A 21,887-nucleotide genomic window follows, 5' to 3' on the forward strand; every position below is an offset into this window, starting at 1 on the left:
TCAGCCGTAGCGCTTCATCTCGTGGAAGAAGCCGGGGACGGTCTGCAGGCTGCCGGCCGCGGCGACCTCGTCGTGGACGAACTTCGCCACGGCCAGGTCCAGCACTCCGAGTCCGAACGGGGAGAAGACCACGGGCCGGTCGGCCGGGGGAGTGGTCCGGCCCTCCAGCAGGTCGAAGAGCGTGCCGTCGACGAAGTCCCGGTTGCCGGTGAGCTGTTCGGCCAGGTGCGGCGAGGTGTTCGCCTTGAGGCAGTGGTCGACGTCGTCGACCAGGTTGTAGGAGGCGAGGACGATCTCGGGGGAGAGGTCGCGCAGCGAGACGTGCAGCACCACCGGGTTGTGGGCGAACAGGGCCGGGTCGAGGATGTGCGGCTCGCCCGCGACCGTGGCCAGCACGATGAGGTCCGACGCGGCGATCAGCGACTCGGCGGTGTCGTGGACCGTCACCGGGCCGGACCCGGCGCGCTCCAGGTACCCCTCGAAGCCCTCGGCGTGCTCCCGGGACAGGTCGTGGACCCCGACCTCGTCGAAGTCGAGACCGGCCGCCACCAGGTACGTGTGCACGTACCGCGCGATCAGCCCGACCCCGATGAAGCCGACCCGGCGCGGCGCGACGCCCCGCCGCTCGGCGATCGCCACCGCCGCCAGGGCCGCCGAGGCGGCGGTGCGCGAGGCGCTGATGACGGAACTCTCCAGGCAGGCCAGCGGATAGCCGGTCGCGGTGTCGTTGAGGACGACCACGGCGGAGGCGCGCGGGATGCCGGCGGCGACGTTCCCCGGGAACGACGAGATCCACTTGATGCCGTGCACGTCGACGTCGCCGCCGACCGAGGCGGGCAGCGCGATGATCCGGTCGGCCGGCTGCTCGGGGAAGCGCAGGAAGTACGAGTCGGGGTTCACGGTGAGGCCCCGGCCGTGCAGGCGGTAGGTGTTCTCGACCGTCGCGATGACCTCTTTCTCGCGGCCGCGCAGGACGTCGACGACCTGCGCTCCCGGGATGACGGAGAAGGAGGGGGTGGTGGTCATGGGTGCGGGCTCCAGTGCGAGTGGGTGAACGGGTCGTCCTGGCCGAAGTGTTCGTCCAGCCAGTGGTCGTCGTAGATGGAGGTCAGGTAGCGCTCGCCGAGGTCGGGGGAGATCGCGACGGCGACCGGGTCCTCGCCGGGGTACTTCTCGGCCAGCCAGCGGGAGGCGCCGCCCACCACCGTCCCGGTCGACCCGCCGAGCACGAAGCCGCGGGCCGCCAGTTCGCGGCAGACCCGGATGGTGTCGGGCTCGGAGACGTACACGACGTCGTCGACGACGGATTCGTCGACCAGCTCCGGGCGGGTGCTGGTGCCGAGGCCCGGGACCACCCGGCGCCCCGGGACTCCTCCGAAGGTGACCGAACCGACGGCGTCGACGGCCACCACGGTGACGTCCGGGCGGTGCTGCTTGAAGTAGCGCGCGCACCCCGTGAGGGTGCCGGTGGTGCCCGCGCCGACGAACAGGACCTCCAGGGCCGGGAAGTCGGCCGCGATGGCCGGCGCCGTGTTCTCGTAGTGCGCCCGCCAGTTGTTCGGATTGGCGTACTGGTTGAGCCAGAGGTAGCGGTCGCTGGTGGCGCAGAGGTCGCGGACGTACTGGATGCGGCTGTGCAGGTATCCCAGGTTGGCGTCCTGGTGGGTGACCACCCGGACGTCCGTGCCCAACGAGCGCATCAGCTGCCGGGCGGTCGGGTTGCACCGGGGGTCGGTCACGCAGACGAAGCGGTAGCCCCGGTCGGCCGCGATGATGGCCAGCGCGATGCCGAGGTTGCCGGAGGAGGACTCCACCAGGACCGAGTCGGGCCCGATCCGGCCGTCCCGCTCCGCGGCGTCGACCATCGCGACGGCAGCCTTCAGCTTGATGGATCCGGCGAAGTTGAACCCTTCGCATTTCAGGTACAACGGTGTGCCGTTCACCCGGCGCAGATCCAGGTAGAGATCCTCGACATTGAATTCGTGCGGGGAGCTGATAATGGGCATGGCGCCGGACACCTCGGCAGGACGGTAAGGGATGCGGGGAATGGTCGATACGATCGAAAGCCTGCGTCAAGAAAGCGAGTTGACGTACCCGGCGCTCAGCTCTCCCGGCCCGAGCATCACATTCTCTTCGCCCCGGCGGCGGGCGAATTCGGTATCCGATCGCCCCCGGCATCGATTACCGTACTTCACGGGAAGTAGCCCGGCAAGATCCGGGTATTCCCTGGACAGTCGAAAGCGGATAATGCCGCCGATCAAAAAGGAGCGGATTCGTGACGATCGAGGACGGCCTGCTCGGCCCCGCCGGGCTCCCGGAACTGGCCATCGCCCCCGGGGAGCTGCGGCGGGCCCGCGAGCTGGCACTCACCCGCGACCACCCGGCCGACCTCTCGGACGCGGTGGTCACCCGGGTGGAGCGCTTCGCCCGCGAGCGTGACCGGCCGGCTGTCCGCGACGCCCACGGCCGGGTCGGCTACGCCGAACTGGCCCTGCGGGCGCGCCGACTGGCCACCCTGATGGAGCGTGAGGGGGTCGGCCCCGGCTCGGTCGTCGCGGTCGGCGGCGAACGCGGCGCCACCGTCGTCGCCGCCTTCCTGGCCACCGAGCTGCTCGGCGCGCTCTACCTGCCCGTCGACGGCAACTGGCCCGCGCGCCGGGTCGCGGACGTCCTCGGTCAGGCGGGTGCCGGTCTGCTGCTCAGCACCGACCCGGAGGTCGTGCCGGTCTCGCTCTCCGAGGGCGCCGCGGAGGTCGGCGTCCCGGTGGTCCGGGCCGCCGGGGCGGCCGACCGCGACCCCTGGCAGGGCCCCGCCCGGCTGGAGCGCCCCGACCAGCCCCGGTACGTGCTGTTCACCTCCGGCTCCACGGGCCGGCCCAAGGGCGCGGTGGTCGAGCACCAGGGCATGCTCAACCACCTCGTCGCCAAGGTCGTGGACCTCGGTCTGACCGGGCAGGACGTGGTGGCCCAGACCGCCCCGCTCGGTTTCGACATCTCCATCTGGCAGATGCTCTGCCCGCTGGTCGTCGGCGGCGAGGTCAGCGTGGTCGCCGACGCGACCGCCCACGACGCGGTGGCCTTCGCCCGACTCGTCGACGAACACCGGGTCACCGTCGTGGAGTTGGTTCCCACCATGGTCCGTCTGCTGCTGGACGACCTGGCGGCCGCCCCGCAGGCCGGGCGGCTCGCGGGCCTGCGCTGGATGCTCGCCACCGGCGAGGAGCTGCCCACCGAGGTGGCCCGCCGCTGGCTCCGGGAGATGCCCCAGGCCGGGCTGGTGAACGCCTACGGTCCCACCGAGTGCTCCGACGACGTGACCCACCACACCGTGCTGCCCGCCGACCTCGGTCTGATGCGCCTGCCGATCGGTACGCCCGTGGTCAACACCCAGCTCTACGTGCTGCGCCGCGCGGAGGACGGCTGGCGGACGTGCGAGCCCGGAGAGACCGGGGAACTGTTCGTCGGCGGGGTGGGCGTGGGGCGCGGGTACGTCCACGATCACGACCGGACCCGGGACGCGTTCTTCCGCGACCCGTTTCGCGCCACGCCCACCGGCCGGCTCTACCGGACCGGCGACGCGGTGCGGGTCCTCCCGCAGGGGGCGCTGCAGTACCTGGGCCGGGTGGACCGCCAGGTCAAGCTCGCCGGGGTCCGGATGGAGCTCGGCGAGATCGAGGCGGTCCTGCAGCGCCACCCCGCGGTCGGCGCGGCAGCGGTCGTGGTCCACGACTTCGCCGCCGCCCGCCGCTGACGCCGCTTCGTTCAACCAGCGCGGCGCCTCAGTTGGCCGGGTCCGTGGACCCGACCGGCTGAGGCGCCGCCGCCGTTCCCGGGCAGGACGACGGTGCCGGCCCCCACCGGTGGTGCACCGGGGACCGGCACCGTCGTCCTGCCGCGGTTGCGCGTCAGTGCGGTTCGGCGACGGCCATCGCCTCCTCCAGCGGCTCGTGCTGCGCGAACTGGGTGCGGTAGAGGTCGGCGTACAGGCCGCCGGCGGCCAGCAGTTCCTCGTGGGTGCCGCGCTCGGCGACCCGCCCGGCGGCCACGACCAGGATCTGGTCGGCCTCGCGGACGGTGGAGAGCCGGTGTGCGATCACCAGCGAGGTCCGTCCGGCGAGCGCCGCCTTGAGGGCGCGCTGGATCGCCGCCTCGGAGTCCGAGTCCAGGTGCGCGGTCGCCTCGTCCAGGATCACCACCGGCGGGGCCTTGAGCAGCAGCCGGGCGATGGCGATCCGCTGCTTCTCGCCGCCGGAGAGCCGGTGGCCGCGGTCGCCGACCACGGTGTCCAGGCCGTCCGGGAGCGCCTCGACGGTGTCCCAGATCAGCGCCGCCCGGCAGGCGTCGACCAGTTCCTGCTCGCTCGCCCCCGGCCGGGCGTACTCCAGGTTGGCCCGCAGGGTGTCGTGGAAGAGGTGGGCGTCCTGGGTGACCACGCCGACGGTGTCGCGCAGCGACTGCAGCGTCAGCTCCCGGACGTCGTCGCCGGCCACCCGGACGGTGCCCTCGGTGGCGTCGTACAGCCGGGGCACCAGCTGGGTGATGGTGGTCTTGCCCGCGCCGGAGGGCCCGACCAGGGCGGTGAGCTTGCCGGCCGGGGCGTCGAAGCTCAGGTCCTGCAGGGTCCAGGACTCCTCGGCCGACCCGGTGCCCGGTGCGGCCGGGTGTCCGAGCGAGGCCAGGGAGTCCTCGTCGGAGGCCGGGTAGCGGAAGGAGACCTTCTCGAAGGTGATCCCGGGCGCGGCGTCGGAGCGCACGAGGTCCCGGGCGCCGGAGGCCTGGCTGATGTGCGGCTTGAGGTCCAGGATCTCGAACACCCGGTCGAAGCTCACCAGTGCCATCATGGCGCTCGCCTGCAGGCCGGACAGCTGGTTGACCGGCCCGTAGAGCCGCAGCAGCAGCGCGACCATGGCCACGAGCGTGCCGAGCTCCAGGGAGCCGTCGATGGTGAGCACACCGCCCACCCCGTAGACCAGCGCGCTGGTGAGCGCGGTGAGCACGATGGTGAGGACGCCGAGGACCCGGCTCTGCAGGATCAGCGCGATGGCGACGTCCCGCACCCCGGCGGCCTTGCCGGCGAACAGGCCCGACTCCTGCTCCGCGCGGCCGTACAGCTTGGCGAGCGTCGCGCCCGCGACGTTGAACCGCTCGCTCATCAGCGCGCTGAGCTCCGCGTCCAGCTCCATCCGCCGTCGGGAGAGCCGCTGCAGCCGCCTGGCGATCAGCCGGGCCGGCAGGAAGAAGAGCGGGACGACCACCAGCGCCGTGAGGGTGATCTGCCAGGACAGGTAGAACATCGAGCCCAGGACCAGGACCAGCGACAACACGGTGGACAGCGAGTCGGACAGCAGGCTGGTCACCGCCTGCCGCGCCCCGACCACGTCGGTGTTCAGCCGGCTGATCAGCGCACCGGTCTGGGTGCGGGTGAAGAAGGACAGCGACTGCGCCTGGACGTGGGCGAACACGGTGGTGCGCAGGTCGTACACGACGCCCTCGCCGATCCGCCCGGAGCACCACGCCACCAGGTAGACCGAACCCGCCTCGACCAGCGCGAGGCCGGCGACGACCAGGCACAGCCAGATCACGACGTCGGTGCGTCCGGGCAGGATGCCGTCGTCGACGATCTTCTTCAGCAGCAGTGGGCTGGCGGCGGTGGCCACCGCGTCGACCACGGTGCCGGCCAACAGCAGCACCACCGTCCACCGGTGCGCCAGCGCGTACGGGACGACCCGCCGGACCGTCCCCCTCCTGATCCGGCCGGCTGTCGGCTGGTCGCCGCTCCCTGCCGTGGCCCGACCTGGCCCCGCATCCCGGTTCCTTGCCATGCTGGAATCAGCTCCGTGTTCGTCGGGGACCGTCAGTGCTTGTCGAGGAACTCGATGATCGCCGTGTTGACGGCGTCCGGGTCCTCCAGGTTTCCGAGGTGGCCGCACTTGGGAATCTCCACGTAGTCGCAGCCGGGAATGGTGTTCGCGACCTCGGCGACCAGGTGGGGCGGGCAGATGAGGTCGTCGGAGAAGGCGATCGCGCGACAGGGCACGCCGATGGCGCGCAGGGCGTCGCGGCGGTCGCCGGCGACATCCGCCCCCTGTTGGCCGGGCGCGCTCTGACCCGCGGTCAGCTCGAAGATGTCCAGCCAGCCGGTAGCGGTGACGTCGTCGTTGAGCGTCGTGGGGGAGAGCATCTCCAGGACGGTGCGCACCGCCTCGTACTTGGGCGGCAGGGTGATGCCCGAGGCGGTCAGCGCGCGCTCCGCGGCCACCATCATCCGGCGGGTGGCGTCCGAACGGGCCCGGGTGGCCAGGAGGACGGCGCAGCGCACCAGGTCCGGGCGGGCGAGCGCGACCTCCTGGGCGATCATGGCGCCCATCGACGTGCCGACGAGCCGGCACGGCCCCAGGTCCAGACGCTCGATCAGGCCGAGGGTGTCGGCGGTCAGGTCGGCCAGTGAGTACTCGCCGGGCGGGGCGTCGGAGGGCGCGATGCCCCGGTTGTCGAAGACGATCGTCTCGTAGCCGGCCCTGTTCAGCGCCGGGGTCTGGTGCATGGTCCAGACCCGGCCGCCGGCCCCCGAACCCATGATGAGCAGTACCGGTTCCCCCTTGCCGGACCGCTGGTAGGAGAGCCGGACCCCGTTGACGCTCACGAACGGCATGGCGCTGCTCCCTCGCCGGCGACGGGTGCGGGCATGACGGCCTCCTGGGGGTCGAGCGGGTGGATGGCTCTGGGCGGACCGCGTCCGCGACCGGGGACGGCAGGGCCCCGGCACTGATGGATCCTGGGGCGGCCCGGCCTGGACGGGCGTCCGCCCGTCGCCATCGGTGGCAGCGTTCCACGATGTCACCGGGCCGACGCGCAATCAAGATCGGTCCGAACCAGCGCGATTCGCATCCGGAACGAGCCGTTCAACCGCAGCGGGGTGGCAGTTGAACAGCCGGGCGGCGAGGGCGGACGGCACCGGTTGACGCGTCGGCGAGGCTTGGGGACATAGTGGGCTCGCACGGGGCCCGGCGCCGCGCCGGACGGCCACCGACGGTGGAGCGAGTCCGGGTGAACCACCCGGGTGAACGCGCGCCATCGATGCGACCCACCTCATGTATCCAAGAAAGGACGGCGTGGTGACGAATCCGTTCGACGATCCCGATGCCGAGTACCTGGTCCTGGTCAACGACGAGGGCCAGCACTCGCTGTGGCCCGTCTTCGTCGACGTTCCCGAGGGCTGGACCTCGGTGTTCGGGAAGGCGGGGCGTCAGGAGTGCCTCGACCACATCGAGAAGTCGTGGACCGACATGCGGCCCAAGAGCCTGATCGAGGCCATGGCGGCGCAGAAGTAGTCCGGACCGGTTCCGGGCGATATGCCGATGCCGCCGACCGTCACCCGACGGTCGGCGGCATCGGCATATCCGGTTCCGGCGGGGTTGTGCCGGCCTCTCTTGCAGTAACCGGCGGATAACTGACGATCACTCGACAGTCGCAGGTGCGACGGGTGAGTATGGGGCCGGATGTTCGGAAGTTGCTGGTGTGACTCACGGGGTAAGGGGAGGGTGGGTTTATCCGAACCGCTATCGGTTGCCGCTAGCGGTGGCCGAGTGCTGGGCTGTTCAGGGGGCGGCCCCCCCGGGGCGGCGCACGGGTATTCCTTCCGGGGCTTCGGGCCCGCCCTTTCGGCCCCGGCCGGGTGAGTTCCAGCGGCAGCCGGGCTGATCTGTTCAACGGGACGGGGGAGTACGACGATGGGCCATGTCGGCGTGGACGGCGAGGGTTTCGCAGGATTCGAGCTCGAGAAGACCGGCGACCGGATTGCGAAGACGGTGGTGCTTCGTCAACGGGACGTCGTGCGACTGCCGTTGGCGTCTCTCATGCCGGGGGAGTCGCCCCGTCTCGACGGCCAGGACACGGAACACGTGGCCCGGCTGGCGGAGCTCGACGAGCCGCTGCCCCCCATCCTCGTGGACCGCCGCACCATGCGGGTGATCGACGGCATGCACCGCCTGCTCGCCGCATGCCTGCGGGGCCAGGACACCATCGAGGCGGAACTCTTCGACGGCACCCGGGAGGAAGCGTTCCTCCGTGCCGTCGAGGCGAACACGACGCACGGCCTCCCGCTCTCCCAGCAGGACCGGCGAGCCGCGGCCGCACGGATCGTGGAGGCCCACCCGGAGATGTCGGACCGGGCCATCGCCAAGGCCTCCGGCCTCGGGACGAAGTCGGTGGCCGCCATCAGGCGGAACATGGACCTGAAGGGGGCTCAGCCGACCGCCAGGATCGGGCGGGACGGCAAGGTCCGGCCGCTGAGCAGCGCGGAGGGCCGGCGCCGGGCCGCCGAGCTGATCGCGGAGAACCCGGAAGCCTCACTGCGCGAGATCGCGCGGCGCGCCGGTATCTCGCCAGCCACGGTGAGCGATGTCCGCAAGCGGCTGACCGCCGGCGAGCTCGCGGTCACCGAACGCAGGCCCGTCTCCGTTCCGGACGCCGGCGGCCTGTCGGTCGCCGCCGACCGGGTGCCCGCTCAGCGGAGCGTCCGAAAGGTGCGCCTGGTGCAGCCGGACCCGCTCGAACTGATGGAGAAGCTGCTCCGGGACCCCTCCCTGCGGCACAAGGAGGAGGGGCGGCACCTGCTGCGCCTGCTCCAGCAGAACGCGCTCGGCAACCAGATGTGGGCCAAGCTGGCCGCCGCCGTGCCGGCGCACTGCCGCAACCTGGTCGTCGACCTCGCGCGCCAGTACGCGGAGACCTGGACGGACTTCGCGCAGGAACTGGACCAGAGCGTCCGCGCCATGAGCCGGGACACCCAGCTCCCGCCGCAGCGCCAGGTCGGCATGGGGGCCTAGTCGTCCCGGCAGAGTGTCGGAAGGCCGTTGGCCGGGTGGGATCCCGGGCCGGCGGCCTTCCGCGTCGGTGGGTCGGAGCCCTTCCGTGGGGAGGGCGGTGGTCGGGGACGGCTCGCGGCGGGTGGCAGTTCGTGTCCGTCGGGGAATTCCGCCCGGGTGGTCCGCGGGAAATGCCGCGCCGGAGGTCGGTCCGGGTGCGAGGGGACGTTCCACAGATGGATTTGTCCGGCAACAGTGGTGAACGTGGGGCAATGTCACAACGAAATGGACACGGTGTAATCCGCGTCACACCGGAGTCCGTTGACGGAGAACGGTCAAACGATCAATAATCCCGCTGAGCAGCTGCTGTCACACTCGTCCGACAGATTTTCACGGAATCCTCCGGGCTTTAGAGGTTTACCGGGTGCGGAGGTCCGGGAGTGGCGCCGGGCCCGCTGGGGAGCGGGGCGGGGTGGCCTGTGGGGCCCCCGGCGTGCGGTGGTGGGGCGTGGTCCGCATTCGTTTCGGGAATTTCGCGAGCTCCGCGCGGTGCAGGGGGGCTCGCGCCGGAATGGTGTGGCGGTTTTGTGCGTATTGGGTTCGGATGTCGTAATGACCAGGGCCTCGGCCCGCTTTCTCGGTTTCCCTGGCGGCCGTCACCGGCTTGCGTGGGCGTGACCGCGCGGGCCGGGAAGGATTCCCACTCCGGTAGGAAGAGGTTGGAACATTGATTGTCGACAACGCTCTCGTCCGGTACTACGAAGAGATCCGCGCAGCCCTGCGGGACCTCCTGGGCGACCCGGAAAAGGCCGGCTTTGAAGGTTTCACGCCGGGTGTCGAACTGCCCGAACTCACCGCGGCCATGCAGGAGTACCTCTCGGTCTCCGGCCTCGCCCACGCCGCCATGCCGTCGTACCGGGGGCGGAGCCTCGCGCTGCTGGACCTGACGCGCAATCCGGCCACCATGACGACCAAGACCTTCGCGTCCCTGGTCATCGTGGCCAGGGCCGTGCGCTTCATCCAGGACACCGGACAGCGCGTCACCATCGTCACGCCGTCCTCCGCCAACAAGGCCATCGCCATGCGCGACGCGGTGCTCCGGGCCATCCGGACCGGCCTGGTGGACGCGGACCGGCTCAACGTCGTCACGGTGGTCCCCGAGGGGGCGGTGGGCAAGCTGCGCAGCTCCGAGCTGTTCACCGATCCCGCGCTGCGGGCGCGCAACCCGATCGCGGTGTACGGGGGCGCGGAGCCCGGCACGGTGAAGGCCATCGCCCTCGGGTTCGTCGGCGAACACCGGAACGCGGTCGAGAAGGAGTGCGAGACCAACCTCTGGTACACCCTCCAACTGGAGAACTACCTGGCCGCGGACGTGGTCAGGGCGCTGGCCGAGGCCGAGCTGTTCCCGTCGGCGCCCGGCGAGGCCCGGTTGCACCTGCACTCGGTCTCCAGCGCCTACGGGCTGCTCGGCCACGCCTACGGCCGCAGCCGGCTCCCCGCCGACGTCCGCTCCCGGACCCTGCCGCCGCACTACTTCCTGGTGCAGCACCTGGGTGCCCCCGACATGGTGCTCAGCCTGTACAACGAGGGCTCCACCGACACCGGGAACCTCCCGGAGTACGGCTACGACGCGGAGACGGGGCTGTTCACCCAGAGCGCCGACCCGCGGTACCCCGCGCGGACCTTCGACCCGCGGGAGACCCTCGACCCGACCTTCTACACCCGCAACCCGCCCACCTCGCCCCGGATGAACGAGCTCATCCGCACCCAGGGCGGCGGCGGCATCGTCGTCTCGCTCGCCGAGTGCCTCGGCCGCTACGGGCAGGTGCGCGCGCTGCTCGGGGAGGCCGGCGTGCGGCTGCCCGCGAACCCCACCGCGCTGCGCGAGTGGTCCCTCGTGATGGCGATGACGGGCCTGCTCAACGCCGTCGACCGGGGGTTGGTGCCGGAGACCGACATCCTGGTGCACGGCTCCGGCAGCTACTCGGCGACGGACTACGGCCACCTCACCGTCCGGGACCTGCACCCGGTGGCCACCGCCGAGGACCTGCGGCGTGTGGTGCTGGACGCCACGCCGTCCGCCTGACCGCCCGTGCCGGGCCCCCTCCCCGCCGACCCGCCCGCCAGCCACCGACGAACCCGCCGAGGTGACAGCCCCGTGGCCCCTGCCGTCCCGCCCCCGCGCGCCACGCCGCAGCAGCGGCTGCGCATGCACACCGGTTACCACTGGCGCAACAGCGGCAACCCGGTCCTGACCACCGCACGGACCGCCTGGGACACCCGGGACGGCGCCACCTTCCCGGCCGTCCACTCGGAGGCCGGGGGGCTGTCGGTGAGCTACGCGGGCCTCGCCGAAGGCCTCGCGTACACCCTGGAGTTCACCGAGCTCCGGCGCGACGCCGACGCCCAGGGCGTGCGCCGCCGGAGCGGCCGGCTGACCGGGGCAGCCCTGCGGGACCCCGCGCGGCTGCCCGACGCCGACATCGTCATCGTCGGCACGAGCGCCGCCCGGGCCCGGGCCCTGCCGCGCCGGGCCTCCCTCATCGTGCCGATGCGGGTGCACTTCGTGATCGACTTCGACGCGGACCCGGACACGGTGCGGCAGCGCATCTCCAAGCGGGAGCGCCAGCAGTTCAAGCACGACCTGAAGGACCACGACTGGACCTGGGGGCTCAGCCGGGACCCGGCCTGGTTCGACCACTTCTACGACCGGCTCTACCGCCCCACCATGTTCCAGCGGCACGGGGACCGCGAGCGCACCGAGACCAAGGAGGTCTCCTACGAGTGCCTCTTCCGCGGCGGCCGGATGTTCGTCCTGCGGCAGGACGGCGAACCGATCGGCGGAGCGCTCTGCCACTGGGACCGGGCGTCGCGCACGATGACCCTGCGCCTGCTCGGCGTGGTCGACGGCGCGCGCGAGCACTACGACAGCGGCGCCTTCAAGGCGATCTACCACTTCCTCATCGACTGGTGCGCCCGCCACGGCGTGCGCCGGCTCGACTTCCAGGGCACCGAACCCTTCGTCAGCAAGGGCACCTACCAGTGGAAGCGGCGGTTCGGCACCCGGGTGCTGCCGCCGCCCAACCACTTCGGCTCCAAGCGGCTGTGGCTGCAGGTCCGCGGTGACACCCCGGAGGTGCGGGACTACCTGGTCGCCAATCCCGTCCTGGCCGAGCGGACGGACGGGACCCTGGAAGCGGTCTACTTCCGCGACGCGCGGCGCGCCCCCCGGCTCGACTACTCCGCCAAGTCCCCCGGGGTGGCGGCCGTGCGCGAGGTGGACCTCGACGAGTTCCTCGCCGGAGCGGTGCGCGGGCCCGCCGGAAGGGCGGCCCGCCCGTGACCGCCCCGTGGTACGGCACCGCACCGCCGCCGCTCGACGGCCGGCTCGAACTGCCCGCCGTTCGGCGGGAACTGGCCCGGGTGGAGGACGGCGAGTACGCCCGGGTGGTGCCGGTCGCGTCGTCCCTGCGGCCCGTCATGCTGCCGCGCACCTCCTACGACGAGCTGTTCACCGCCACCGCCGACCTGTTGGCGCTGCTGCGCCGGACGCTGCTGGAGAGCGCCCCGACGGCGGCCGGCCGGATCGCCGCGCTCGGCGCCGACGAGGCGATGTACCCGCTGGTCATGGACGGCCCGGTCGAGGAGGACTACGCCACCTGCATCGCCCGTCCCGACGTCATGGTGGGTGCCGACGGCCCCCGGTTCCTGGAGTTCAACATCGGCTCCGGCATCGGCGGGGTGGTGGACACGGCCCTGCACACCGCCGCGTGGGTGGCGGCCTTCGGCGGGTCCGGGCGGACGCCGTTCGACGCGGTCGATCCGCTCGCGGTGCGCGACGAGCTCTTCGTGCGCGCCGTCCGGGACCTCGGCGTCAAGCCCGCGGTCGCGATCGTCGGCACGCTCCGCGACTTCGGCGGCGCCCCCAGCCGCTACTTCCGGATCCAGGAGGAGTCGCTGCGCCGCCGCGGCCTGGCCGTCGAGACCTTCGAGCCGGAGGACCTCCTCGACGGGCTCGGCCTGCCGGGGGAGCCCCGCTACCGGCTCGGGCTGCGCCACTTCACGATCCTCGAATGGCTCGGCCACGGCATCGACCTCGGCCCGGTGCGGACGGCCCTGGACGCCGGCGTGCGGTTGATCGCCAGCCAGACCGCGTACCTGGTCGCCAACAAGAAGGTGCTCGGCTGGGTGTCCGAGGGACGGCCGTGGATGACCGACCGGGACCGGCGGACCGTCGAGCGCTACCTGCCGTGGACGCGCGTGGTCGGGGACCGGCCCGTCGAGCGGCACGGCCGGACCGTGCCGCTCCCGGACCTCCTCCTGGAGCACCAGGAGGACTTCGTGCTGAAGCCCGCGATCGGGATGAGCGGCCGGCAGGTGCTGGTGGGCCGCTCCTGCGCGCCGCAGGCCTGGCGGGCGGCGGTGGCCGCGGCGGTCGCCGCGCAGGACCACATCGCCCAGGAGTGGGTGGAACCCGCGCCGTACCGGATGGAGTTCGACGGCCCGGGCGGCTCCGGCAGCCACGAGGCCGAGGTGGTCCCGGTCTTCAGCCCCTTCCTGTTCGACGGTCGGCCCGCCGGCTGCATGGTGCGCTACCTCCCGCCCGAGCGGGACGGCGTGGTCAGCATCCACGGCCACGGCGCCCTGTCGAACGTGGCGTTCGCGCTCCGCTGACCCCCGCGACTCTCCCAGGAGGACGACATGACGACCTACGCGCGGGCCGACTACGGCCCGGTGTCCGTGGCCTACACGGCCGAACTCGACGGCGGCGGCAACACCTTCGGCCGGGCGTACGCGCCGTTCGTCCGGTCCCGGTTCGGCCGGGTCGGCTCGGTCTTCGAGTGGTGCGCCGGCCCCGGGTTCATCGGCTTCTCCCTGCTGGCGGCCGGACTGTGCGACTCGGTCGACCTGGGCGACGTGAACCCCGCCGCCGGGGAGGCGGTCGAGCGGACGATCGTCGAGAACGGTCTGCGCGGCCGGGCCCGCTTCCACCTGTCCGACGGCTTCGACGACGTGCCCGCCGACCTCCGCTGGGACCTGATGGTCGGCAACCCGCCGCACGTCAACCAGACCGCGGCCGCCTCGGACTACCAGCGCTCGCACTCGCCGCTGATCTGGAAGGACACCGACTGGGGCATCCACCGTTCCTTCTACGCCGCGGCGGCCGAGCGGCTGCGGCCCGGGGGCTCGGTCGTCGTCCAGGAGAACCACCGCTTCTCCACCCCGGAGGACTTCACCGGGATGGTCGAGAAGTCCGGCCTGGAGGTGGTCGGAGCCTTCGACTGCGGCGAGGGCCACGAGGACTACTACTTCCTCTGGTCCCGGCTGCCCGGGCCCCGGACGTCCTGAGAGCCCCCGCTCCGAGCACCGGTTCCACCCTGACCCCCACCAGCCGACCACAGCGCGAGGAGAGCGCCACCATGCTGCGTTCCATGATGAAGTCCAAGATCCACCGGGCGACCGTGACCCAGGCCGACCTCCACTACGTCGGGTCGGTCACCGTGAGCGCCGATCTGATGGAGGCTGCCGACCTGCTCCCCGGCGAGCAGGTCGACATCGTGGACATCGACAACGGCGCCCGGCTCACCACCTACGTCATCGAAGGCCCCCGCGACTCCGGGGTCATCGGCATCAACGGCGCCGCCGCCCGGCTGATCAGCCCCGGGGACCTGGTGATCATCATCGCCTACGGGACGGTCACCGACGACGAGGCCCGGGACCTCAAGCCCCGGGTGGTCTTCGTCGACGGGCAGAACCGGCCGGTGAGCGTCGGCGCGGACCCCGCCGAGGCGCCCGAGGGCTCCGCGCTGCGGCGCGGCGACCAGGTGTCCCCGTGACGGGGGCCGCGGGGCGGAGGGGCGGCCGCGCGTGAACCCCGTGATCACGTGGATCTACCAGTCCGAGGACCTCGACCCGGCCGCGGTCGAGGCGTTCGAACAGGGCATCACCCGGCGCTACTCGGCGCTCTCGCGGCCCCGCGGCCTCGACTTCCGGGTGATCAGCGCCACCGAACTGGTGCCGTCCTGCGTGGGCGGCCGGCCGGTCCTGCGCCACGGCGACGAGGACCTGCTGGAGCAGCGGCAGTGCTTCGTCGTCGAGGACATGGCCACCGACCCGCAGGGCCTCCAGGCACTGCGGGCGGTCTACCGCACCATCGAGGCGAGCGACTCCGTCCTGCTCAACCGCTCGTTCACCGGCCCGGACTACCTGGAGCGCGACAAGCTCGCGCAGCTCCAGTACGCCGCCGGCCTGGGCATCCGGACGGCGGACACCGTCGCCGTGCCGCCCGGCAGGTACGCCCGGCGGGTGCTCGACGAGGTGCGGCGCGGCCTCGGCGACGGCCCGTACATCGTCAAGCCCCGTGAACTGACCGGCGGTTACGGAGTGCTGCGGGTCGACTCGGAGCAGCAGCTCGGCGCCGTGGTCGACCTCGTCGCCCAGGCCGTCGGCGGGTACCTGGTGCAGCCGCTGATCCCGCACCACGGCGACATGCGCGTCTACCTGGCCGACGGCGAGGTCGTCTCGTCGATGACCCGCCGCCCCCGCCCCGGCGGCTACCTGGCGAGCGTCAGCCAGGGCGGGTCCGTCGACGTGAACCGGGACCACGACCTGGTCGCGGACCAGTGCGTCCGCCTCGCCCGGGAGCTGCGGGCCGAGTGGATCTGCGTGGACTGGCTGATGACGGACTCCGGGCCGGTGCTGAACGAGTGGAGCACCGCACACGGCGGCTTCACCGTGATGCCCGAGCCGGAGCTCGGCAAGGTCGCCGACGCCTTCTTCGGGTGGATAGCCCGCCGCTTCGAGGGGAAGCCGGCGGCCCGCTGAGCCGGTGGCCGGCTGAGTCGACGACCTGTTGAACCTGCGGCCGTCCGGCGGCCGGGCCCGTGCCGCACCCGCTCGATCCGGCGGGTGCGGCACGGGCCGCGGCCCGTCGTCCGGGCCGCGCTCAGTCCCGGTCGGCCGGGCGGAGCGCCTGGCGCAGCCGCACCGCCCAGACGATCACGGCCGCGAGCGCGATCGAGACCACGGCCGTGGCCATTCCGGCCTGGATGCCGACGGAGACGGTGATGCTGCTGGCCACCAGCGCGCCGAGCGGGACGCCCAGGCCCGAGGACAGCATCCGGCGGGTGGTGTTGACCCGGCCCTGGAGCTCGGGCGGCGTCACCTCCTGGGAGTACGTCATCGTGTTCACCAGGACGACGAGGTACGCCGTTCCCCACGCGGCCAGCGCCACCAGCGCGACCAGCCAGTCGGAGGTGAGGACGACGACCAGGCCGAGCAGCGCCCCGACCGGCAGCACGCCGAGGAGCAGCGGGAAGGCCTCGAAGCGCCGCCGCAGCCGGGGCAGCAGCAGGGAACCGCCGATGCCCCCGGCGCTCCAGGCCATGAAGAGCAGGCCGATCCGCCCGTCGGAGCCGTGGATGCCCAGCGAGCGGTCGGCGAAGACGACCAGCTGGCCGACGATGGCGCCGCCGGAGAACGACTGGAGGGTGCCGACCACGGTCATGACCCGCAGGGTGGGGTGGCCCGCCAGGAACCGCAGCCCCTGCCCTATCGACTCCTTGAAGCCCGGCCGCTCGGCGTGCGGGGCGGCGGCCCGCGGCGCGACGTTGGTGACCGCCCTGATGAACAGCGCCGACACGGCGAAGCTCAGGGCGTCGAGGGCGAGCGTGCCGGCCGGGCGGAAGAGCGCGATGAGGCCGCCCGCCACGGCGTTGCCGACGATGCGGACGACGGTCTCCGCCCCGTAGATGGCACTGTTGGCCTGGGTCAGGCCGTCCTTCCCCACGATGTCGGGGACGAAGCCGTAGACGCCCGCGTCGAAGAACAGGGCGAGGCTCGCGGACAGGAACGCCACCAGCATGACGTGCCACGCCGTCAGCGCTCCCAGCGCCCAGGCCAGCGGCACGGTGGCGAGGCAGAGGGCGTTGAGCCAGTCGGTGGCGATCATCAGCGCGCGCCGGTCCACGCGGTCCGCGACGGCGCCCGCGATCAGGCCGAAGGCGAGGTAGGGCAGTGTCCCGGCGGCCGCGACCAGGGAGACCAGCAGCGGCGACCCGCTCTCCTGGAAGACCAGGACGGGGAGCGCCACGGTGGTGATGGCGGACCCGAGGCCCGAAACGGCGCGGGACAGCCAGAAGTTGCGGAACCCCTCGATGCGGCGGAGGGGGATCGCCTGCGCGGTTGACATCTCGTGATCGGTTTCCGTTCCTGGGGTGACGGTGGGTGGGGCCGGCGAGCGGTGGTGTGACCGGCGGCGGGTGCCCGGCCGGTCAGGGTGGTCGGGCGGCGCGGGGGCCGTTCTTCCGGGGGGCGTTCCGTGGCTTCCCGACGATCGCCCCTTGCCCGTAGCCGTTCTGACGACACGTCAGAATGGTGCGGTGGTACCCGGATCGGCTCCGAAAACGGCCGACACCCGGCCCCTGGGCGGTGGCCGGGTGGATGTCGACCAGGGTCGAGGAGGTCTTCGCGGGGCCCGCGAGGGCGGGTCGGGCAGGTCGGGGCCGCCGGGCGTCCGCCGGCGCTTCCGGCATCAGGGCGGGCTGGCGGTGACGTCTCCACAGCGCGGTGTCTCGGGCGGCCGGTCCGGAAATCACGAAACATTCGGCACTGTAGCAGCTCGTTGCGCTCATGACACCCGCCGAACGGCGATCCCGGACGGCCCCGGCGCGGACGCAGAACCAGGCGCCGGCCGCCCGTCGGCGGGCGTTCGGCGGATGGCCCGGCGGTCCCGGTCGGCAGGGCCCTCAGGTGTGGCCGGACGACCTGGGTGCGCCTGCAGGCGACGAGGTCGGGACGGGACGCGAAGAGGGCCGCCGGCCGGCTCCGGTCAGTCCCAGCGGACGGGCAGGGCGTGGACGCCGTAGGTCTGGGTGTCGTAGCGGAACGGCACGTCGCTCTCGGGGACGGCGAGTCTGAGGCGGGGCAGGCGCCGCAGCAGGGTCTCCAGGGCGGCGGCCAGTTCCGCCTCGGCGAGGAGCTGACCGAGGCAGCGGTGGGCGCCGAAGCCGAAGGCGACGTGGTGGCGGGCGTCCCGGGTGAGGTCGACGTCCGCGGCGGCGGGGAACGCCGCTTCGTCCCGGTTGGCGGTGCTCAGCATGCAGATGACCCCTTCCCCGGCGCGGATGACGTGCCGGTCGACCGTCGCGTCCTCGGTGGCGACGCGGCCGAGACCCTGGTGGAGGATCGTCAGGTAGCGCAGCAGCTCGTCGACGGCGGTGGCGGCCAGGGCCGGCTCGGCGCGCAGCCGGACGAGCTGCCCGGGGTTGCGGAGCAGGACGAGGACCGACAGCGCGATCATGTGCGAGGTGGACTCGTGGCCGTTGATGAGCAGCAGCCGGCCGGTGGCGGCGATCTGCCCGGGTGTGACGCCGTCCTGGGCCGACAGCCGGCTGACGATGCCGTCGGGGGCCGCCCGGCCGTCGCGGACGAGTCCGGTGAGGTACCGGTCGAGGTCGTCGCTGGCCTGCCGGGCCTGCGCCGGGTCGGCGTCGTTGTGCATCAGGACGCGGCTGCGCCGCTGGAAGTAGTCCCGGTCCTGGTAGGGGATGCCGAGCAGGAGGCAGATGACGCGTGAGGGCAACGGCAGAGCGAACCGCGCCATGAGGTCCGCCGCGGTGCCCTCCCGGGTCATGGTGTCCACCAGCTCCTCCGCGGTGCGGCGGATCTCGGGGCGCAGCGCGTCGACGTTCCTCCGTTTGAAGTCGGGGAGGACCAGGTGGCGCAGTCGGGTGTGTTCGGGGCCGTCCAGGTTGATGAAGCTCCGGTTCCCGTCGGCGACGGCCCTCCGGGCGGGGTTGAGGAAGGGGAATCCGGGGCGGCGGGTGTCGGAGCTGAAGCGGGGGTCGGCCAGGATGGCGCAGACGTCCTCGTGGCGGGTGGCCATCCAGCTCTCGGAGCCGTCCCACAGGCGGACCCGGGTGATCGCGGCGTGCCGGAGCGCCTGCTGGTACGCGGTCGGCGGGCTGAAGGGGCAGCTGCGGTCGACGGCGGGTACGGCGATCGGGTCGGCGGTCTTCGCGGTGGTCATGGGAGCTCCTGCGAGTACGGCCCGGCACGGGTGGGTGGGACGAGGGCCCGTCGTGCGGGGGCCCGGAGCGGCGGTCGGTGCCCGGGCGGCCGAGGCGGCGAGAACGGTGGTTCCGACCCGGCCGATCGAGGGGAGGAGGTGCCGGCCCCGGTGCCCGGGGAGGCGCGCGGGCCCCGGCTCGCCTCTGAGCGCCCATTCGATACCGCGGGCGGAACGGGTCGCAACCGCAGTCGCCGAGGTCGTCGGGGTCGCCGGGGTCGTCGGCGCTGCCGGCGGGCAGGTGCGCGGGTCCCGCTCGTCTGGTTGTCTGCTGGAGGGGCTGTCCGCAGTCGTACCGATGGGATGGTCATGGACGCCGAGCAGTGGTGTGAGCGGATCCCGGCCCTGACGGAGGACGTCCACCGAGACCGTCGCGCGGTGGAGCGGTACGCCACTGCCGTCGAGGAGCACCTCGACTCGCTGCCGTCACCGGAACGGCGGACGCCCGAGCACCGCGCGCACGCCAGGCAGGTCCGCCGGGCGTGCGACGGGCTGCGTGCCCGGTTCCTGGCGCTGCACGCCGAGCGGGTGCACTCCGAGCTCGCCGACGGGGCCGGCCCGGCCGGCGGGCGAGGGCACCGGCCGGGGCTGGAGGGCCTGGCCGACGCGGCCGGCGGGGCGTTTCCCGGTCTGCTGCCCGACCGTGACCGGCTCGACGCCGAACAGCGCCTGGCACTGGCGGACAAGGAGGGCCTGGACGTCGCCCTGGGCGTGTTCTTCCAGGCGCTGCTGCGATCGCGCCCCGGCGGCAGCCGCCTGATGGAGCGGTTGCTGCGGCCGACGCCGAGGGCGCGGGACCTGCTGTCCGGCTTCCGGTGCGAGGGCAGGGCCGACCTCGGTGCGGTGTCGGTCGAGCGGCGCGACGGCGCCGGATACCTGACGGTGCACCAGCCGCAGTCGCTGAACGCGGACAACAACGGCTTCGTCGCGGCGATGGAGACCGCCGTGGACCAGGTGCTGCTGGACGAGGGCGTGCGGGTGGGCGTCCTGCGCGGTGGGCGGATGGTCCATCCGAGGTACGCGGGGCGCCGGGTGTTCAGCTCCGGCATCAACCTCAAGGACCTCTACCACGGGCGGATCTCCTACCTCTCCTTCTTCCTGCGCCGGGAGCTCGGATTCGTGCACAAGCTGATGCGCGGCCTGGTGGTGGCGAACGAGGCGGCGTGGCCGGGCGAGGTGGTGACCAAGCCCTGGCTGGCGGTCGTCGACTCCTTCGCCATCGGCGGCGGCGCCCAGCTGCTGTTCCTCTTCGACTACGTGCTGGCCGGCGCCGACAGCTACGTCAGCCTTCCGGCCGCCCAGGAGGGCATCGTCCCGGGCGGGGCGAACCTGCGCCTGGGCGGCCGGGGCGACAGCAGGCTGGCCCGGCAGCTCCTGCTCGGGGGTCGCCGCATCCGCGCGGGCGAGGACACCGCCAGGACGTTCTTCGACGAGGTGGTGGAACCCGACCGGCTCGACGCGGCCGCCGAGCGCGCCCTGGCCCGCCTGGACGACCACGCCGTCCCCGCCAACCGGCACCTGCTCCACCTGGCCGAGGAGCCCCCGCACGCCTTCCAGGACTACATGGCCGAATACGCGCTGCACCAGGCCCTGCGCGTGCACAGCCCCGACGTGGTCGAGCGTCTCGCCCGCTTCATGGAACGCCCCCGGCCGGCCCAGAGCGCGGTGCCCCGGTGACCGTCCGCGACGCGCCGTGGCTGGTCTTCGCCAACCGCTTCACCGACACGCTCGCCGACGGCCTCCCGCCCGGACTCGCCCGGGAGGCCGTCCGCCAGGCGGTGCGCAAGGTGTGGCTCCTGCGGCGCGGCGACATCCTGGTCACCCCGACGCCGATCTCCCCCGCCCTCATGGCGTACGCGTGCGACGTGCTGGGCCTGGCACCGTCGGACACCGTCACGCTCGCGGTCCCCGACGCGCAGTCCGTGCCGCTGGCGGAGGCCGTCGAACGCGGCGGCCTGACCGCCGGGCTGAAGGCCCTCGCCGCCCGGCGCCCCGGACTGCGGATGCTCCCGTACGCGCTCGACCACCCCACCGTACGGTTCGCCTCCGCGCTCGGCCTGCCGCTCCACCTCTACGGCCCCGGCCCCGTGGACGAGCGGACCGTGGCCGAGGTCTACCGGCTGAACACCAAGATCGGCTTCCGCGAGACCGCCCCCGGACTGGGCATCCCGGTGCCCGAGGGCACGGTCTGCGCGGACCGGCAGGAGCTCCACGCCGCGGTCCGCGCCCTGTCGGAACGCGGTGACGTGTTCGTCAAACCGGCCCGTTCCGGCAACGGGTACGGCATCACCCGGCTGCGCCGGGGCGCGTGGGGCGAGGTGCGGGAGGCGCTGGAACAGCACCTGGCCCGACCGGACCTGCCCCCCGGCAGCTGGATCGTCGAGGAGAGCATCGCCCCGGCCCGGGACGTCAGCGTGCAGGCCGAGGTGCACGCCGACGGCACCGCCGTCCTGTTCGACGGGCAGATGCGGATGACGCCCGGCGGCTACGCCTCGCACGGCTACCAGTGCGGCCTCCAGGCCCCCACCGCCGTCCGGAGCGAACTCGCCGGCATGGCACGCCGGTTGGGCCGGCACCTGCGGGACAGCGGATACCGCGGCCCGTTCTCCCTGGACGCCCGACTCACCCCCGACGGGCGGATCTACGGTACGGAGAGCAACGTCCGCCGCACCGGCACCACCACCCCCCACGCCCTCGTCCAACGCCTCACCGCCCGGGAGCCGGGCCCCTCCGACGGCTTCGCCTGGCTCTACGACACCGGCCGCCCCACCCCGCGGAGCCCGCACGGCCTCGCCGAGGGCGTCGACCGGCTCACCCGCACCGGCCTCGCCCACGACCCGGCCACCGGACACCGCGTCGTCCTGATGAACGACCCCGACGTCAGCGGGGCGTGGTCCTACCTGGCGATCGCCCGGGACGCACCACGGCTCCGAGACGTCGAACAGCGGCTCCGCTCGGCGCTCGCCCTGCACTGACCCTGCACCGGCCCTGCCGGACGGAGGGGCGCGAGG

Annotated in this window: 17 protein-coding genes; 11 read left to right on the forward strand and 6 right to left on the reverse strand. The window is 72.8% G+C overall.

What is annotated here, in order from left to right:
* The gene (sbnB, locus tag ACFY0X_RS27820) at window positions 1-1,026 is read right to left on the reverse strand and encodes a 2,3-diaminopropionate biosynthesis protein SbnB (protein ID WP_387758553.1); all 1,026 of its coding nucleotides are present in this window, start codon (window positions 1,024-1,026) and stop codon (window positions 1-3) included.
* A complete protein-coding gene (gene sbnA, locus ACFY0X_RS27825; RefSeq protein ID WP_387758555.1) occupies window positions 1,023-2,006 on the reverse strand; it encodes a 2,3-diaminopropionate biosynthesis protein SbnA in 984 nt (327 codons plus the stop codon). Before sbnA ends, sbnB begins: the two co-directional genes overlap by 4 nt.
* Window positions 2,007-2,275: 269 nt before the next feature.
* On the opposite strand from sbnA, the gene ACFY0X_RS27830 reads away from it, so the two are divergent.
* Window positions 2,276-3,751, forward strand: a complete 1,476-nt coding sequence (locus ACFY0X_RS27830) for an amino acid adenylation domain-containing protein (RefSeq protein WP_387758557.1) — start codon at window positions 2,276-2,278, stop codon at window positions 3,749-3,751.
* 154 nt (window positions 3,752-3,905) lie between these two features.
* On the opposite strand, the gene ACFY0X_RS27835 is transcribed toward ACFY0X_RS27830, so the two are convergent.
* Window positions 3,906-5,822 (reverse strand): ABC transporter ATP-binding protein, encoded by a 1,917-nt coding sequence (locus tag ACFY0X_RS27835; protein WP_387758558.1) that lies wholly within the window; start codon window positions 5,820-5,822, stop codon window positions 3,906-3,908.
* Between the two features lie 32 nt (window positions 5,823-5,854).
* The gene (locus ACFY0X_RS27840) at window positions 5,855-6,652 is read right to left on the reverse strand and encodes an alpha/beta fold hydrolase (RefSeq protein WP_387758560.1); all 798 of its coding nucleotides are present in this window, start codon (window positions 6,650-6,652) and stop codon (window positions 5,855-5,857) included.
* Between the two features lie 463 nt (window positions 6,653-7,115).
* On the opposite strand from ACFY0X_RS27840, the gene ACFY0X_RS27845 reads away from it, so the two are divergent.
* The 8 genes from ACFY0X_RS27845 (at window position 7,116) to ACFY0X_RS27880 (ending at window position 15,632) form a co-directional block, all read left to right on the forward strand.
* A complete protein-coding gene (locus tag ACFY0X_RS27845; RefSeq protein ID WP_387758562.1) occupies window positions 7,116-7,331 on the forward strand; it encodes an MbtH family protein in 216 nt (71 codons plus the stop codon).
* 570 nt (window positions 7,332-7,901) lie between these two features.
* Window positions 7,902-8,828 (forward strand): winged helix-turn-helix transcriptional regulator, encoded by a 927-nt coding sequence (locus ACFY0X_RS27850; protein ID WP_387758563.1) that lies wholly within the window; start codon window positions 7,902-7,904, stop codon window positions 8,826-8,828.
* 706 nt (window positions 8,829-9,534) lie between these two features.
* Window positions 9,535-10,893: a DUF6002 family protein gene (locus tag ACFY0X_RS27855; protein ID WP_387758565.1), complete on the forward strand. Its 1,359-nt coding sequence runs from the start codon at window positions 9,535-9,537 to the stop codon at window positions 10,891-10,893.
* Window positions 10,894-10,965: 72 nt separating this feature from the next.
* Entirely contained in the window at window positions 10,966-12,150 is a 1,185-nt protein-coding gene (locus ACFY0X_RS27860; protein ID WP_387758566.1) for a hypothetical protein, read from the forward strand.
* Window positions 12,147-13,481, forward strand: coding sequence for a hypothetical protein (locus ACFY0X_RS27865; RefSeq protein ID WP_387758567.1), 1,335 nt, complete (start codon window positions 12,147-12,149; stop codon window positions 13,479-13,481). The genes ACFY0X_RS27860 and ACFY0X_RS27865 overlap by 4 nt, the downstream gene beginning before the upstream one ends.
* Before the next feature lie 27 nt (window positions 13,482-13,508).
* The gene (locus ACFY0X_RS27870; protein WP_387758568.1) at window positions 13,509-14,156 is read left to right on the forward strand and encodes a methyltransferase; all 648 of its coding nucleotides are present in this window, start codon (window positions 13,509-13,511) and stop codon (window positions 14,154-14,156) included.
* 71 nt (window positions 14,157-14,227) lie between these two features.
* Entirely contained in the window at window positions 14,228-14,644 is a 417-nt protein-coding gene (gene panD, locus ACFY0X_RS27875) for an aspartate 1-decarboxylase (RefSeq protein WP_387758570.1), read from the forward strand.
* A gap of 31 nt (window positions 14,645-14,675) precedes the next feature.
* Window positions 14,676-15,632, forward strand: coding sequence for a RimK family alpha-L-glutamate ligase (locus ACFY0X_RS27880; protein ID WP_387758571.1), 957 nt, complete (start codon window positions 14,676-14,678; stop codon window positions 15,630-15,632).
* A gap of 121 nt (window positions 15,633-15,753) precedes the next feature.
* On the opposite strand, the gene ACFY0X_RS27885 is transcribed toward ACFY0X_RS27880, so the two are convergent.
* Complete coding sequence (locus tag ACFY0X_RS27885; RefSeq protein WP_387758572.1) at window positions 15,754-16,998, reverse strand: MFS transporter; 1,245 nt, start codon at window positions 16,996-16,998, stop codon at window positions 15,754-15,756.
* Window positions 16,999-17,637: 639 nt separating this feature from the next.
* Window positions 17,638-18,837 carry a cytochrome P450 gene (locus ACFY0X_RS27890; RefSeq protein WP_387758574.1) on the reverse strand — a complete coding sequence of 400 codons (1,200 nt, stop codon included), beginning with the start codon at window positions 18,835-18,837 and terminating at the stop codon, window positions 17,638-17,640.
* 348 nt (window positions 18,838-19,185) lie between these two features.
* Here ACFY0X_RS27890 and ACFY0X_RS27895 point away from each other — a divergent pair, with 348 nt between their 5' ends.
* Together ACFY0X_RS27895 and ACFY0X_RS27900 are read left to right on the forward strand one after the other, a co-directional pair.
* Window positions 19,186-20,553 (forward strand): enoyl-CoA hydratase/isomerase family protein, encoded by a 1,368-nt coding sequence (locus ACFY0X_RS27895; protein ID WP_387758576.1) that lies wholly within the window; start codon window positions 19,186-19,188, stop codon window positions 20,551-20,553.
* Window positions 20,550-21,851: a hypothetical protein gene (locus ACFY0X_RS27900; protein WP_387758578.1), complete on the forward strand. Its 1,302-nt coding sequence runs from the start codon at window positions 20,550-20,552 to the stop codon at window positions 21,849-21,851. Before ACFY0X_RS27895 ends, ACFY0X_RS27900 begins: the two co-directional genes overlap by 4 nt.
* Window positions 21,852-21,887 lie beyond the last annotated feature (36 nt).

The organism is Kitasatospora sp. NPDC001547 (genome assembly GCF_042894165.1).
Taxonomy (GTDB): domain Bacteria; phylum Actinomycetota; class Actinomycetes; order Streptomycetales; family Streptomycetaceae; genus Kitasatospora.